This window comes from Mizugakiibacter sediminis, from assembly GCF_000953855.2.
Classification (GTDB): domain Bacteria; phylum Pseudomonadota; class Gammaproteobacteria; order Xanthomonadales; family Rhodanobacteraceae; genus Mizugakiibacter; species Mizugakiibacter sediminis.
This window is the reverse complement of record NZ_DF970179.1, coordinates 21,493-33,943: the sequence shown is the minus strand read 5'-3', so window position 1 is coordinate 33,943 and position 12,451 is coordinate 21,493. Positions and strand designations below refer to the sequence as shown.

The 12,451-nt window shown below is 72.2% G+C and carries 13 protein-coding genes; 8 read left to right on the top strand and 5 right to left on the bottom strand.

Annotated elements, in window-relative coordinates; translation table 11 throughout:
* Nucleotides 1-130 precede the first annotated feature (130 nt).
* From gltX to MBSD_RS06525, 3 genes are read left to right on the top strand one after another with little or no spacing between them, the layout of a single operon-like run.
* Nucleotides 131-1,531 carry a glutamate--tRNA ligase gene (gltX, locus tag MBSD_RS06535; RefSeq protein ID WP_062536193.1) on the top strand — a complete coding sequence of 467 codons (1,401 nt, stop codon included), beginning with the start codon at nucleotides 131-133 and terminating at the stop codon, nucleotides 1,529-1,531.
* A gap of 9 nt (nucleotides 1,532-1,540) precedes the next feature.
* Entirely contained in the window at nucleotides 1,541-1,804 is a 264-nt protein-coding gene (locus MBSD_RS06530; RefSeq protein WP_062536191.1) for a hypothetical protein, read from the top strand.
* Nucleotides 1,805-1,850: 46 nt separating this feature from the next.
* On the top strand, nucleotides 1,851-2,339 hold the full coding sequence (locus MBSD_RS06525) for a transcriptional repressor (RefSeq protein ID WP_062536189.1): 489 nt from the start codon (nucleotides 1,851-1,853) through the stop codon (nucleotides 2,337-2,339).
* A gap of 110 nt (nucleotides 2,340-2,449) precedes the next feature.
* Here the strand turns inward: MBSD_RS06525 and MBSD_RS06520 are convergent, their stop codons facing one another.
* Nucleotides 2,450-4,591, bottom strand: coding sequence for a TonB-dependent receptor (locus MBSD_RS06520; RefSeq protein WP_062536187.1), 2,142 nt, complete (start codon nucleotides 4,589-4,591; stop codon nucleotides 2,450-2,452).
* A 63-nt stretch (nucleotides 4,592-4,654) separates the two neighbouring features.
* Here MBSD_RS06520 and MBSD_RS06515 point away from each other — a divergent pair, with 63 nt between their 5' ends.
* The 3 genes from MBSD_RS06515 (at nucleotide 4,655) to MBSD_RS06505 (ending at nucleotide 6,509) form a co-directional block, all read left to right on the top strand.
* Nucleotides 4,655-5,128: a MerC domain-containing protein gene (locus tag MBSD_RS06515; protein WP_336603253.1), complete on the top strand. Its 474-nt coding sequence runs from the start codon at nucleotides 4,655-4,657 to the stop codon at nucleotides 5,126-5,128.
* A gap of 58 nt (nucleotides 5,129-5,186) precedes the next feature.
* Nucleotides 5,187-6,137 carry a cation diffusion facilitator family transporter gene (locus MBSD_RS06510; protein WP_062536186.1) on the top strand — a complete coding sequence of 317 codons (951 nt, stop codon included), beginning with the start codon at nucleotides 5,187-5,189 and terminating at the stop codon, nucleotides 6,135-6,137.
* Nucleotides 6,138-6,347: 210 nt separating this feature from the next.
* The gene (locus tag MBSD_RS06505) at nucleotides 6,348-6,509 is read left to right on the top strand and encodes a 30S ribosomal protein THX (protein ID WP_082306526.1); all 162 of its coding nucleotides are present in this window, start codon (nucleotides 6,348-6,350) and stop codon (nucleotides 6,507-6,509) included.
* 97 nt (nucleotides 6,510-6,606) lie between these two features.
* On the opposite strand, the gene MBSD_RS06500 is transcribed toward MBSD_RS06505, so the two are convergent.
* Nucleotides 6,607-7,086, bottom strand: a complete 480-nt coding sequence (locus tag MBSD_RS06500) for a Csu type fimbrial protein (protein ID WP_062536184.1) — start codon at nucleotides 7,084-7,086, stop codon at nucleotides 6,607-6,609.
* On the opposite strand from MBSD_RS06500, the gene MBSD_RS15380 reads away from it, so the two are divergent.
* Nucleotides 7,085-7,267: a hypothetical protein gene (locus tag MBSD_RS15380; protein WP_187300568.1), complete on the top strand. Its 183-nt coding sequence runs from the start codon at nucleotides 7,085-7,087 to the stop codon at nucleotides 7,265-7,267. The genes MBSD_RS06500 and MBSD_RS15380 overlap by 2 nt on opposite strands.
* Nucleotides 7,268-7,371: 104 nt before the next feature.
* Here MBSD_RS15380 and hutI read toward each other — a convergent pair whose 3' ends face one another.
* Together hutI and MBSD_RS06490 are read right to left on the bottom strand one after the other, a co-directional pair.
* Entirely contained in the window at nucleotides 7,372-8,613 is a 1,242-nt protein-coding gene (gene hutI, locus MBSD_RS06495) for an imidazolonepropionase (RefSeq protein WP_062536182.1), read from the bottom strand.
* Nucleotides 8,610-10,010: a chloride channel protein gene (locus MBSD_RS06490; protein WP_082306524.1), complete on the bottom strand. Its 1,401-nt coding sequence runs from the start codon at nucleotides 10,008-10,010 to the stop codon at nucleotides 8,610-8,612. Before MBSD_RS06490 ends, hutI begins: the two co-directional genes overlap by 4 nt.
* Before the next feature lie 117 nt (nucleotides 10,011-10,127).
* Here MBSD_RS06490 and MBSD_RS06485 point away from each other — a divergent pair, with 117 nt between their 5' ends.
* Nucleotides 10,128-11,495 carry a formimidoylglutamate deiminase gene (locus MBSD_RS06485; protein WP_062536180.1) on the top strand — a complete coding sequence of 456 codons (1,368 nt, stop codon included), beginning with the start codon at nucleotides 10,128-10,130 and terminating at the stop codon, nucleotides 11,493-11,495.
* Here MBSD_RS06485 and MBSD_RS06480 read toward each other — a convergent pair.
* Complete coding sequence (locus MBSD_RS06480) at nucleotides 11,459-12,445, bottom strand: LysR family transcriptional regulator (RefSeq protein WP_062536172.1); 987 nt, start codon at nucleotides 12,443-12,445, stop codon at nucleotides 11,459-11,461. The two genes, MBSD_RS06485 and MBSD_RS06480, sit on opposite strands and share 37 nt — an antisense overlap.
* Nucleotides 12,446-12,451 lie beyond the last annotated feature (6 nt).

Here is a 12,451-nt window from a genome sequence, read left to right as displayed (position 1 = left end):
TGTCGGCATGTCGCGGACCACATGGGGACGATCCCGCGCCGCTTCCAGCGCCGGCGGGACGCGCGCGGGTCGCGCGCTGCGACTTTGATTAGACTATGCGCCTTTTCCGCCCGATTCCGCCGGCTCCGCGATGACCGTTCGCACCCGCTTCGCCCCCAGTCCCACCGGCTACCTGCACATCGGCGGCGCGCGCACCGCGCTGTACTGCTGGCTGCACGCGCGCCACCACGGCGGCCAGTTCATCCTGCGCATCGAGGATACCGACCGCGAGCGTTCCACCGACGCCGCGGTCAAGGCGATCCTCGACGGCATGCACTGGCTGGGCCTGCAATACGACGAGGGTCCCTACTACCAGACGCTGCGCATGGACCGCTACCGCCAGGTCGCCGAGGACATGGTGCGCGCCGGCAAAGCCTACCGCTGCTACTGCTCGCGCGAGCGCCTGGACAGGCTGCGCGAGGAGGCGATGGCCAAAGGCTTGAAGCCGCGCTACGACGGCCACTGCCGCACGCACGGCGAGCCGGTGCCCGGCGTCACGCCGGTGATCCGCTTCCGCAACCCGGACGGCGGCACGGTGGCGTTCGACGACAAGGTGAAGGGCCGCGTCGAGTGGTCGAACGAAGAGCTGGACGACCTGGTGATCTTCCGCTCCGACGGCTACCCCACCTACAACTTCGCGGTGGTGGTCGACGACATCGACATGAAGATCACCGACGTGATCCGCGGCGACGACCACGTCAACAACACCCCGCGGCAGATCAACATCTACCACGCGCTGGGCGCGCCGGTGCCGGCCTTCGCGCACCTGCCGATGATCCTCGACAAGGAAGGCAAGAAGCTGTCCAAGCGCACCAACGCGGTCGGCGTGATGGAGTACCGCGACGCCGGCTACCTGCCGCACGCGCTGCTGAACTACCTGGTGCGCCTCGGCTGGTCGCACGGCGACCAGGAGATCTTCTCCATCCAGCAGATGATCGACCTGTTCGACGTCGCCGACGTCAACAAGGCGGCCTCGCGCTTCGACATGGAGAAGCTGGGCTGGCTGAATCAGCAGTATCTGAAGAACGACGATCCGCTGGAGATCGCGCCGCACTTCGAGTGGCACCTGCGCGCCGCCGGCATCGATCCGGCCGGCGGCCCCGACCCGGCCGACGTGATCGTCGCGCTGCGCGACCGCGTGCAGACGCTGAAGGAGATGGCCGAGCGCGCGCGCATCTGGTACGCGCCGATCGAGCAGTGGGACGCCAAGGCGGTGGAGAAGCACCTCAGGGCGGACGGCGCCGCCGCCGTGCTGGCCGCGGCGCGCGCGCGCTTCGAGGCGCTGCCGTCGTGGACGCCGGAGAGCGTGCACAAGGCGATCGAGGCGGTGGCCGCGGAGCTCGGCGTCGGCATGGGCAAGGTGGCGCAGCCGCTGCGCGTGGCGATCACCGGCACGCAGGTGTCGCCGTCGATCGAGCACACCGTCTACCTCGCCGGCCGCCCCGGCGCGCTGCGGCGCATCGACGACGCGCTCGCGCGCGCGGCGGGCTGAGAGGGCAGGATGGGCGATCTGCTGGCGCGCGCGCTGGACGGCGTCGATCCCGACGCGCCGGACGCGGCGTGGCGGATCTTCCGCAACCTGATGGCGCTGGTGCCGTGGTGGCCGCTTTTCTGGTTCACCGTCGGCTGCGTCGCGGTCGGCGCGCTGATCGGCTGGTGGCGCGGCCGCTTCTGGCACGGCGTGCTGTGGTCGCTGCTGCTGGGACCGCTCGGCTGGATCGTGCCGCTGGCGCTGCCGAAGCGGCCGCGCGGGCGCGCCGCCTGAAGGGCGGGCTCCGCCGCGGTGCTATCATCGCGGCGAGGCCGACCGCATGAGCCATCCCGCGCGCCGTCATTCGCACCATCGCCACGCCCGCGAGCCGGATGCGGCCGGCTTCGTGCGCGAGGTCGAGCACGCCTGCGAGGACCGCGCGCTGCGCCTGACGCCGCTGCGCCGCGAGGTGCTGGAACTGGTCGCCGCGGCGAACAAGCCGGTCAAGGCCTACGACCTGCTCGACCGGCTGCGCGAGCGCCACGCCTCCGCGGCGCCGCCCACCGTCTACCGCGCGCTGGACTTCCTGCTGGAGCAGGGCTTCATCCACAAGCTCGAGTCGATCAACGCCTACGTCTCCTGCCACCATCCCGCGGAGGCGCACCAAGTGCCGTTCCTGATCTGCGACGTGTGCTCCAGCGCGGTGGAACTGTGCGACGAGGGCGAGGTGGCCGACCTGATCGAGACGCAGGCCAAGGCGCTGGGCTTCCGCGCCAAGGCGCAGACGCTGGAAGTGCACGGCGTCTGCCGGCAGTGTCGCAGCGCGTAGCGGCCGTGCCTCGGCCCTGTCGCAGGGCCATGCTGCCGCGGCGCCGTTCTCGGCGCCGGCGGTCCGGCGCCGGGGCGGTGGGGGCCCGGCAGCGCGGGCGCAGGGGCGGGTCAGAACGCCTTCTGCAGGCCGAGGTACACGCCGCGGCGCGGCCCGAACTGCGGCGCGCCGACGCCGATGCCGCTGCCGTCGCGCAACTGGTAGACGCGGTCGAAGGCATTGATCAGCGACAGGCGCGCGTCCAGCCGGCCGATCCGCGGCAGGTCGAAGCCGTGCGTCAGGCTGAGGTCGAGCTGGAAATACGACGGCAGCGAGGCGGTGTTGGCGAAGTCCTTGCGCAGGCCGCTGCCGTAGACGTAGTCGGCGCCGATGCGGGTGCTCTCGTCGATGGCGTAGGTGAAGCCGCCGGAGGAGGCGAGTTTCTGGTCGTGGTCGAGATGCACCCAGTGGGCCGCGATGTAGGCCAGTTCGTCCGCGTCGAAGTTGTACTGGCCCGACTCGATCCGCTTGCCCATCGCGCGGCTGCTGGTCAGGTTGAAGTAGGCGGTCCACGGGCCGCCGGCGTAGCTGACCGTGAACTCCGCGCCGCGCGCCCTGCCGCGCGCGTAGTTGAACGGCGAGAACACCAGCGCGGCGCCGAACTGGCCCTCGTCCTGCAGGTGCTTCACCTCGCGGTAGTAGGCGTCGAGGCCGAGCGTCAGGTGCGCGCCGACCTGCTGCTGCACGCCGACGTCGTAGTAGCTGGAGCGCTCGGACTTGACGTCGGTGTTGACGTTGCCGGGAAGCTGGTTGGTGGTGCCCTGGAACAGCGCGATGTCGGCCGGCGCGATCAGCTCGGTCGGCGGCGGCGTGAAGTAGCGGGCGAAGCCGGCGTGCAGCGTGGTGCTGTCGGTCGCCTGGTAGACCAGGCCGAAGCGCGGGCTCACCTGGCCTTCCTCGATGAAGGCGCTGACCTTGTCGGCGCGCACGCCGAAGTTGGCGGTGAGCCTGTCGCTGAGCTGCCACTCGTCCTGCACGTAGGCGCCGTACAGGTGGCCGATCTTGCGGTTGTCGTCGACGATGCGGATCGGGATGGTGCTGGTCTGGTTGCCGTCGGCGTCGGCCGGGAACACCAGCGCGTCGTTGACCGACACCGCGCGCTCCTGGCTGGCGTAGATGCCGTAGCGCAGCGTGTGGTTTTCGCCGAGCGGCGTGGACAGGTCCGCCTGCAGCGTGTTGGCGCGGTTGCTGCGGCCGACGTCGGAGGCGACGCCGTTGAACATCAGGTCGCCGATCACGTCCGGCGTGAAGTCCACGCTGGTGTAGCGCTGGCCGAGCGCGACCTGGTAATCGGTGCCGCCCAGTCTGCCCTGCAGCGAGGCGATGCCGAAGCGCGTCTTCTCGCGCTGGCGCTCGTCGAGCGTCGCCGAGTCGAAGTCGTTGATGTCGCCGTACACGAAGACCGGCCGCTGGTCGGGATTGTTCGGGATCTCGAAGCGGTTGTCGGTGATGCCGAACATGAAGCCGAGGCGGGTGGTGTCGTTCAGCAGGTACGACAGGTAGCCGAACGCCTTGGTCTGGTGCGTGCGGTCGTGGATGGCGTTGCGCGAGGGCGTCGGATTCTCGATGCCGATGTCGCTCTGCAGGTAGTTGGCGGTGAGATACCAGGTCAGGCGGCCGTCGCTGCCGTACCACTCCGCGCCGGGATTGAGCGCGCCGAACGAGCCGCCGAGCACGCCGACGCTGCCGCCGTTGCCCTGCTGCGCGCCGGATTTGGTGGTGATGTCGACGACGCCGGCGGTGCGGTAGCCGTACTGCGCGGGCAGCGCGCCGGTGAGCAGGCGCACGGAGTCGATGGTGCGCGTGTCCAGCGTCTGGCCGAAACCGCTGATGCTCTCCGGAATGATGATGCCGTTGATGCGGTACTGCAGGTTGCCGTGATCGCCGCGCACGTGCAGCTCGCCGAACGAATCCTGCACCACGCCCGGCGCCTGCAGCAGCAGATCGTTCAGCGGCGTGGCGTCGCCCAGCGGCAGTTGCTGGATCGACTTGCGGTCGAACACGTATTCGCTGCTGCCGGTGTCGGGCGACAGGCCGTTGCGCGCCAGGTCCAGCGTGCCGCTCACCTGCACGGCGTCCAGTTGCGTCGCCTTGCCCGGCGGCGGCGCCGGCTCGGCGCCTTGGCCGGCCGGCGCGGCCGGATCGGTCTGCCGGGCATGGGCGGCGGAGGCGAGCGCGGCGGTCAGGGCCAGCGCGAGCAGGGTTCGGCGCATGCGGGACTCCGGGGCCAAGGCTTGTCTTTGCAATGTTATAATGTAACATATGCGGCACGTGCCGTGCCGGAAGTCACTGCCAACGCCTGGGCCATGAACAGCGCGCCGGAAGCATCCCGTCCCGCCTTGCCGTGGTGGCGTCACGCCGACCGCGTCGGCGTGACCGCCTCGCTACTGTGCGCCTTGCACTGCGCGGCGCTGCCGTTCGTGCTGGCGCTGCTGCCGGCGTTCGGCCTCGGCTTCCTCGCCGGCCACGGCTTCGAGCGCGGTTTCGTCGTCTTCGCCTGCACGCTGGCGGCGCTGACCATGTGGAACGGCTACCGCCGCCATCGCAGCGGACGCGCCTTCGTGCTGCTGCTGCCGGGGGCGGCGCTGCTGCTGGCCGGCCTGGCCGTGGATCTCGGCCGCGCGCCGGCGTGGCACGCGGCGCTGATCGCCGGCGGCGGCGTGCTGGTCGCGCTGGCGCACGTCGCCAACCTGCGCCTGACGCAGTTGCACGCGCACGATGCGCGATGCGGCTGCGTGCCGCAGACCTGAACGCCGCCCGCCGCTGCAATTGTGTAACGGCGCGGCGGTTGTCTAGCATGCGCGACGCATGAACGCCCGTCACTCCCACGCCCACGCGCATGGGCACGACCACGCGCACGGTCGCGCGCCGACGCCGCGCGGCGAGCGCAAGCTGCTGGCCGCGTTCGCGCTGACCGTGGCGATGCTGGCCGGCGAGGCGGCCGGCGGCTGGTGGTCCGGTTCGCTGGCGCTGCTCGCCGATGCCGGCCACATGCTGGTCGACGCGGCGGCGCTGCTGCTGGCCTTCCTCGGCGCGCGTTTCGCGCGGCGTCCGGCCGACGCGCGGCGCAGCTTCGGCTACGCGCGCCTGGAGGTGCTGGCGGGCTTCGTCAACGCGCTGGTCCAGCTCGCGCTGGTGGCCTGGATCGTCTTCGAGGCGGCGATGCGCCTGCGCCAGCCGCAGCCGATCCTGTCCGGCGTGATGCTGACGGTGGCGCTGCTCGGCCTGCTGGTCAACGCGCTGGTGCTGCGCAGCCTGCACGGCCACGACGCCGACGACGTCAACGCCGCCGGCGCCCGCCTGCACGTGTTCGGCGACCTGCTCGGGTCGGTGGCGGCGATCGCCGCCGCGTTGCTGGTGCGCTATGCCGGCTGGCCGTGGGCGGACCCGCTGCTGTCGCTGCTGGTCTCGCTGCTGATCCTGCGCAGCGCGTGGAGCCTGCTGCGGCGCTCCGCGCACATCCTGCTGGAAGGCGTGCCGGAAGGCGTCGAGCCGCAGGCGCTGGCCGCGGCCCTGCATGCCGCCGATCCCGGCGTCGCCGACATCCATCACCTGCACGTCTGGCAGATCGCCTCCGGCTCGCGCATGGCGACGCTGCACGCGCGCGTGTGCGAGGGCGCCGACGCCCACAACGCCCTGCTGACGATCAAGCGCGTGCTGCGCGAACGCTACGGCATCGCCCACGCCACCGTGCAGATCGAGGCGCAGGAGTGCGTGGATCGCGACCACGCCTGTCATGAAAGCGGCCGTCGTCACTGACAGGGCCTGAACCCGTCGGCCGCGTCATGGCCGCATCCGCACGCTCCTGCATGCGCAGCCGCGGCATGACGGCCCCAGGAAGCGGCCACACCGTACATACGCGTATGGATGACCGGCAAGTGCCCGCGCGGGCGCCCCGGGCTAGGCGGCCGCGGGCTGCGCTGCTATGCTGCGCGATCCGCGCAAATACCCGAGACTTAAGGAGTTCCCATGGGCAAGGGCGACCGCAAGACCACCCGCGGCAAGATCTACGCCGGCAGCTACGGCAACGCGCGTCCGCACAAGGCGAAGACCGTCGCGGCGACCAAGACCGTGGCCGCCAAGCCTGCGGCTGCGAAGAAGCCGGCGGCGAAGAAGAAGCCGGCGGCCTGAGCGCAACGGGTCCGTCGAGGTCGAGACAAAGCCCCCGCATGCTGCGGGGGCTTTTTCGTTGGCGCGGCGGAAGCGGGAGAGGGGGCGCGCGAACCGCTTACCAGGCGATCGTCATGTACACCACGTCGCTGTACTGGCCGGCCGGCTGGTGGCTGTCGAGCTTGAGGGAGCCGTAGACCGGGATCTGCTCATCCTTGCCGTTGCCCACGCCGCGCACTTCCGCGCCGGAATTCAGCGGACCGACCGGGCGCGCGCCGGCATTGCCGGCGTACAGCTGGTAGGCGATCTGCGCGCTGCCGTTGTCCATCTGCCGCTGCATGCCTTGCGCATGGCGGCCGTAGTCGAAGCCCAGCGCGTAGGGACGGTCGCGCGAGCAGCGCAGCGTGATCGAGGTCTGGGCGCTCGCCGTGCCGGCATCCTGCGCGACGTTGCCGAAGGACAGGGTGTTGCCGGCCGACTGGATGTGGCAGGACTCGACCACGTTCACCGAGATGGTCAGTTCGGCCGTGTCCTGATTCGCGGCGGAGGCGGCCTGGATCGAGAGCAGCAGGATGGCGGCGGCGATGATGTAACGCATGGTGATGTCCCCTGTGTCGCGGGAACATGCTCTCGCCATCGCAGGCCGCGATTTGTGCGTTGACCGCCAGCGCGCATCGGCGTTGCACAACGTGACGATCTGCCTGCGCGAGTGCACAAAAACGGCGGTTTTTTCGCTGCGCTGCGCGCCGGCGCGCCGCCTTGCCCGGCAAGACCTGTGAATCAGCGCACATTCGCGCCGCGCCGCGGACGTATGGATGTCCATACCGCCCCGGCGCGAATGTGCGTCGGGTCACATTCCGCCGGCGGGCCGCCGCAGCGCCGCTCAAGGCATCCGCGCCGCGCCGCGTTCCACGCCGCCGGCGAACACGCGTCGCGCCGGACTGCCGCCGATCCAGTAGCACAGCTCGGCGGGCTGGCCGACGTCCCAGACGACGAGGTCGGCGCGCGCGCCCACCGTCAGCGTGCCGCGGTCGGCGAGGCCGAGCGCCCGTGCGGCGTTGACCGTGGCGCCGCGCAACGCCTCCTCGGGCGTCAGCCGGAACAGGGTGCAGGCCATGTTCATGGCGAGGCGCAGCGACAGCAGCGGCGAGGTGCCGGGGTTGAGGTCGGTGGCCACCGCGATCGGCACGCCGTGCGCGCGCAGCGCGGCGATCGGCGGCAGGCGCGTCTCGCGCAGCGCGTAGAACGCGCCGGGCAGCAGCACGGCGACGGTGCCGGCGCGCGCCATCGCGCGCACCGAGGCCTCGCTGGTCCACTCGAGATGATCGGCGGACAGCGCGTCGAACTCGGCGGCCAGGGCGGCGCCGCCGAGATCGGAGAGCTGGTCGGCGTGCAGCTTCACCGGCAGGCCGAGCGCGCGGGCGCGCGCGAACAGCCGGCGCGTCTCCTCGGGCGTGAAGCCGATGCCCTCGCAGAACGCGTCGACTGCGTCGACCAGCCCTTCCTCGGCCAGCGCCGGCAGCACGGTGTCGCAGGCCAGGGCGACGTAGGCCGCGCGGTCGTCGGCGAATTCCGGCGGCAGCGCGTGCAGGCCGAGGTAGCTGGTGCGCACGTCGATGCCCAGTTCCGCGCCGATGCGCCGCGCCGTGCGCAGCATGCGCCGTTCGGTGTCGGGTTCGAGGCCGTAGCCGGACTTGATCTCCAGCGTGGTCACGCCGTCGGCGAGCAGGGCGCGCGCGCGCGGCAACGCCTGCGCCAGCAGCGCGTCCTCGCCGGCGGCGCGCGTGGCGCGCACGCTGGAGACGATGCCGCCGCCGGCGCGCGCGATCTGCTCGTAGCTGGCGCCTTCCAGGCGCATCTCGAATTCGCCGGCGCGCTGGCCGCCGAACACGAGGTGCGTATGGCAGTCGATCAGGCCCGGCGTCACCCACGCGCCGTCCACCGAGTCGACCTGCGCGGCCAGCGCGTGCGGCGCGTCGGGCAGCGCGTCCATGCGGCCGATGAAGGTGATGCGGTCGTCCTTCCAGCCGATCGCCGCCTGCGCCAGCGCGCCGTAGGGTGCGCCGGTGTCGGCGAGCGTGGCGAGATGGGCGTCGAGCAGCAGATGGTCCCAGGGGCGGTTCATCGGGGCGACTCCGGGCTCGGGGTTTCGGCGGCGCGCGCGCGGGCCGTCTCGGCGGCGGCCTGTCGGCCGCGCTCGAATTCGTCGACCAGCCGCTCGGCGAACGCCTTGTAGACCGGCTTGGGGCAGGCCAGCGCCGAAGCCGCGCGCGCCAGCAGGCAGGCGGCCATGACCGGGATGATCATCGCCTGGTTGGCGGTCAGCTCCATGGCGATCACCGCCGAGGTCAGCGGCGCCTGCGTCACGCCGGCGAGATAGGCGCTCATGCCGAGCAGCGCCACCGCGGCCGGCGCCGCGTGCGGCGCCAGCGCGGCGAGGTTGTGGCCGAGGCCGGCGCCGACCGCCAGCGCCGGCGAGAAGATGCCGCCGGGGATGCCGGCCCAGTAGGAGACGACGTTGGCCAGCAGCTTGCAGACGCCGAAGCCGGCGCCAGGCGCGTCGGCCGCGCCCTGGATGATCGCGCGCGCGCCGTCGTAGCCGGTGCCGTAGACGCTGCCGTGCGCGAGATGGCCGACCAGCACCAGCGCCAGGCCGCAGCCCGCGGCGAACAGGACGGGCGCCCGCGCGCGCAGCCGCGCGACCGCGCCGAGCGGGCCGCGCTCGCCGAGCAGGATCACCCGCGCGAACACGCCGCCGGCCAGTCCGCAGACGGCGCCGCACAGCAGCACCGCCCACCAGCTCTGACCGAGCGGCAGGCTGGCGCTGACGCTGCCGAAGTAGGCGTAGTTGCCCATGATGCCCAGCGAGACGATGCCGGCGACGATCACCGCGGTCAGCAGGATGCCGCTGAAGCGGTGCTCGAAGGCGCCGGCCAGCTCCTCGATGGCGAACACCACGCCGGCCAGCGGCGTGTTGAAGGCCGCGGCGATGCCGGCGGCGCCGCCGGCGAGGATGAAGCGCGACGCCGCCTTCGGATCGCGGAAACCCATCCAGCGGCCGAACGTGTAGAACAGTCCGGCGCCGACGTGCACGGTCGGTCCCTCGCGGCCGATCGAGGCGCCGGCGGCGAGGCCGATCAGCGTCAGCAGCATCTTTCCCAGCGCGATCGGCAACGCCAGCATGCGCTGGCGGAAACCTTCCTCTTCGACGTGCAGCGTGGCGATCACCTGCGGAATGCCGCTGCCGCGCGTCGCGCGCAGGCGGCCCTCGGTCAGCCAGGCCAGCGCCGCGAATGCCAGCGGCGTCAGCAGCAGCGGCAACCAGGCGGCGCGCGCGGTCATCCAGCGGAACAAGGCAAAGGCTGCGTTGCTGGCCTGGGTGAACAGGATCGCGGCGAGGCCGACCACCACCGCGCCGCTCCACAGCGTCAGCCGGCGCTTCCAGTGGTGCGGGGCGAAGAACTCGTGGCCCAGCAGGGCCTGCAAGGGGTTGCGCGGCGGAGACGCGTCGGGGGAGGGCATCGCCGGATTATCGCAGACGCGGGCGGAGTCCTGCCGGCGCGCGACGCCGCAGCGTGCCGCGCTGGCAATGCGCGGCGCGCGTCGCTAGCCTGCGCGGCATCGCCACCGGAGCCCCGCATGTCCGACACCGTCTACCGCGCCGAGAACGCCTGGCTGCCGGCCGGCTGGTCCGCCGACGCGCGCCTCGAAATCGCCGACGGCCGCTTCGCCCGCGTCGAAACCGGACGCGCGCACGCCGACGGCACCGCGCTCGGCCGCTTCGTGCTGCCGGGCATGCCCAACCTGCATTCGCACGCCTTCCAGCGCGCGATGGCCGGGCTGGCCGAGCGCCGCGGCCGCGACGACGACAGCTTCTGGAGTTGGCGCGAGACCATGTACGCCTTCGCCGGCCGCGTCGGCCCCGACGAGCTGCGCGCGATCGCCGCGCAGCTCTACGCGGAGATGCTCGAGGCCGGCTACACGCAGGTGTGCGAGTTCCACTACCTGCACCACCGCCCCGACGGCAGCGCCTACGCGCCGCCCGAGGCGATGGCGCTGGCGCTCATCGAGGCCGCGCGCGAGGCCGGCATCGGCCTCACCCTGCTGCCGGCGCTGTACATGACCGGCGGCTTCGACGGCCGCGCGCTGTCGGAGCGGCAGCGCCGCTTCGGCCATACGGTCGACGCGTTCCTCGCGCTGGTCGAACGCCTGCGCAAGCTGGAAGGCCCGATGCTGCGCGTCGGCATCGCCCTGCATTCGCTGCGCGCGGTGCCCGAGGCCGCGCTGCACGAGGTGCTGGCGGCGGAGGTCGCCCGCGAGGGGCCGATCCACATCCACATCGCCGAGCAGCTCGGCGAAGTGCAGGACTCGCTGGCGGTGCGCAACGCGCGGCCGGTGGAGTGGCTGCTCTATCACGCGCAGGTGGATGCGCGCTGGTGTCTCGTGCACGCCACGCACATGACCGAGCAGGAGACGCGCCGCCTGGCCGCCTCCGGCGCGGTCGCCGGGCTGTGCCCGACCACCGAGGCCAACCTCGGCGACGGCCTGTTCCGTCTCGGCGAATATCTCGACGCCGGCGGCCGGCTCGGCATCGGCTCCGACTCGCACATCTCGGTGTCGCCGGTCGAGGAGCTGCGCTGGCTGGAATACGGCCAGCGCCTGCAGACGCGTCACCGCAATGTCGCCGCGCGCAGGACCGGCGCCAGCGTCGGCGAGACGCTGTGGACGGCGGCGCTGGACGGCGGCGCCGCCGCGTCCGGCGCGGCGCTCGGCGCGCTCGTCGCCGGTGCGCGCGCCGACCTGCTGGTGCTGGACCACGACGCGCCGTTGCTGGCCGCGCGCGACGCCGCCAGCGCGATGGACAGCTTCGTGTTCGCCGGCAACGTGCCGCTGGTGCGCCACGTGATGTGCGGCGGCCGCTGGGTGGTGCGCGACTTCCGCCACTGCGACGCCGCGGCGATCGCCGCGCGCTATCGCGACGCGGTGCTGCGCCTGCGCGCCGCCTGAGCGCCGGCCGGCGCCTGCGCGCGTGCGGCGGCCGCCTGCGCCTCCAGCCGCGCGCGCAGGAAGGCGATGAACACGCGCAGCTTGGGCGGCACCTGGAAGCGGCTCGGGTAGTAGAGATAGAAACCATCGTAGGGCGGCAGCCAGTCGTCGAGCACGGTCTGCAGCCGCCCGGCGGCGATGTGCTCGCGCGCGTACACCTCCATCGTGTGCAGCAGGCCGAGCCCGTCCAGCGCGGCGCGCGAAGCCAGCGCGATCTCGTTGGTGACCAGGTTGCCGTCGACGTCGATCTCGAACCAGCGGCCGCGGTTGGGGCCGTCGGGATGGGCGAACTCCCAGCGGTAGATCGCGCCGGTGCGCGAGAAACGGAAGCGCAGGCAGTTGTGCGCCTGCAGCTCGCGCGGATGCTGCGGGCGGCCGTGCCGCGCGAAGTAGTCCGGCGATCCCACCAGCACCGAACGCTGCGGTCCGCCCAGCGGCACCGCCACCATGTCGCGCTGCACCTTCTCGCCGAGGCGGATGCCGGCGTCGAGCCCCTCGGCGACGAGATCGTTCAGCGCGCTGTCGACGCGCACGTCCAGGCGGATCTGCGGATAGGCGCGCAGGAAGTCGGCGAGCATCGGCTCCAGCATCGAGGCGACCGCCACCAGCGGCACGGTGATGCGCAGCGTGCCGGTGGGGCGGTCGCCGAACTGGCGCAGCGCCTCCACGGCGTCGTCGATCGCCGCCAGCGCCGGCGCGGTGCGCGCGAGGAACAGTTGTCCGGCCTCGGTCAGGCCGACGCGGCGCGTGGTCCGCTGCAGCAGGCGCACGCCGACGCGCTGTTCGAGCTGGCGCATGGTCTGGCTGAGCGCGGAGGCGGTCACCTCCAGCTCGGCGGCGGCGCGGGTGAAGCTGCCGTGGCGGACGATGGTGTGGAAGGCCCGCAGCAGGCCGGCGTGGTCGTCGCGCATTGATTA

Excerpts from the sequence above, each read along its gene's own strand:
- hutI (WP_062536182.1), bottom strand. The coding sequence starts at position 8,613 with ATGAACCGCCCCTGGGACCATCTGCTGCTCGACGCCCATCTCGCCACG.
- gltX (WP_062536193.1), top strand. The coding sequence starts at position 131 with ATGACCGTTCGCACCCGCTTCGCCCCCAGTCCCACCGGCTACCTGCAC.
- MBSD_RS06505 (WP_082306526.1), top strand. The coding sequence starts at position 6,348 with ATGGGCAAGGGCGACCGCAAGACCACCCGCGGCAAGATCTACGCCGGC.
- MBSD_RS06525 (WP_062536189.1), top strand. The coding sequence starts at position 1,851 with ATGAGCCATCCCGCGCGCCGTCATTCGCACCATCGCCACGCCCGCGAG.
- MBSD_RS06485 (WP_062536180.1), top strand. The coding sequence starts at position 10,128 with ATGTCCGACACCGTCTACCGCGCCGAGAACGCCTGGCTGCCGGCCGGC.
- MBSD_RS06530 (WP_062536191.1), top strand. The coding sequence starts at position 1,541 with ATGGGCGATCTGCTGGCGCGCGCGCTGGACGGCGTCGATCCCGACGCG.
- MBSD_RS15380 (WP_187300568.1), top strand. The coding sequence starts at position 7,085 with ATGGTGATGTCCCCTGTGTCGCGGGAACATGCTCTCGCCATCGCAGGC.
- MBSD_RS06520 (WP_062536187.1), bottom strand. The coding sequence starts at position 4,591 with ATGCGCCGAACCCTGCTCGCGCTGGCCCTGACCGCCGCGCTCGCCTCC.
- MBSD_RS06490 (WP_082306524.1), bottom strand. The coding sequence starts at position 10,010 with ATGCCCTCCCCCGACGCGTCTCCGCCGCGCAACCCCTTGCAGGCCCTG.
- MBSD_RS06500 (WP_062536184.1), bottom strand. The coding sequence starts at position 7,086 with ATGCGTTACATCATCGCCGCCGCCATCCTGCTGCTCTCGATCCAGGCC.
- MBSD_RS06480 (WP_062536172.1), bottom strand. The coding sequence starts at position 12,445 with ATGCGCGACGACCACGCCGGCCTGCTGCGGGCCTTCCACACCATCGTC.
- MBSD_RS06510 (WP_062536186.1), top strand. The coding sequence starts at position 5,187 with ATGAACGCCCGTCACTCCCACGCCCACGCGCATGGGCACGACCACGCG.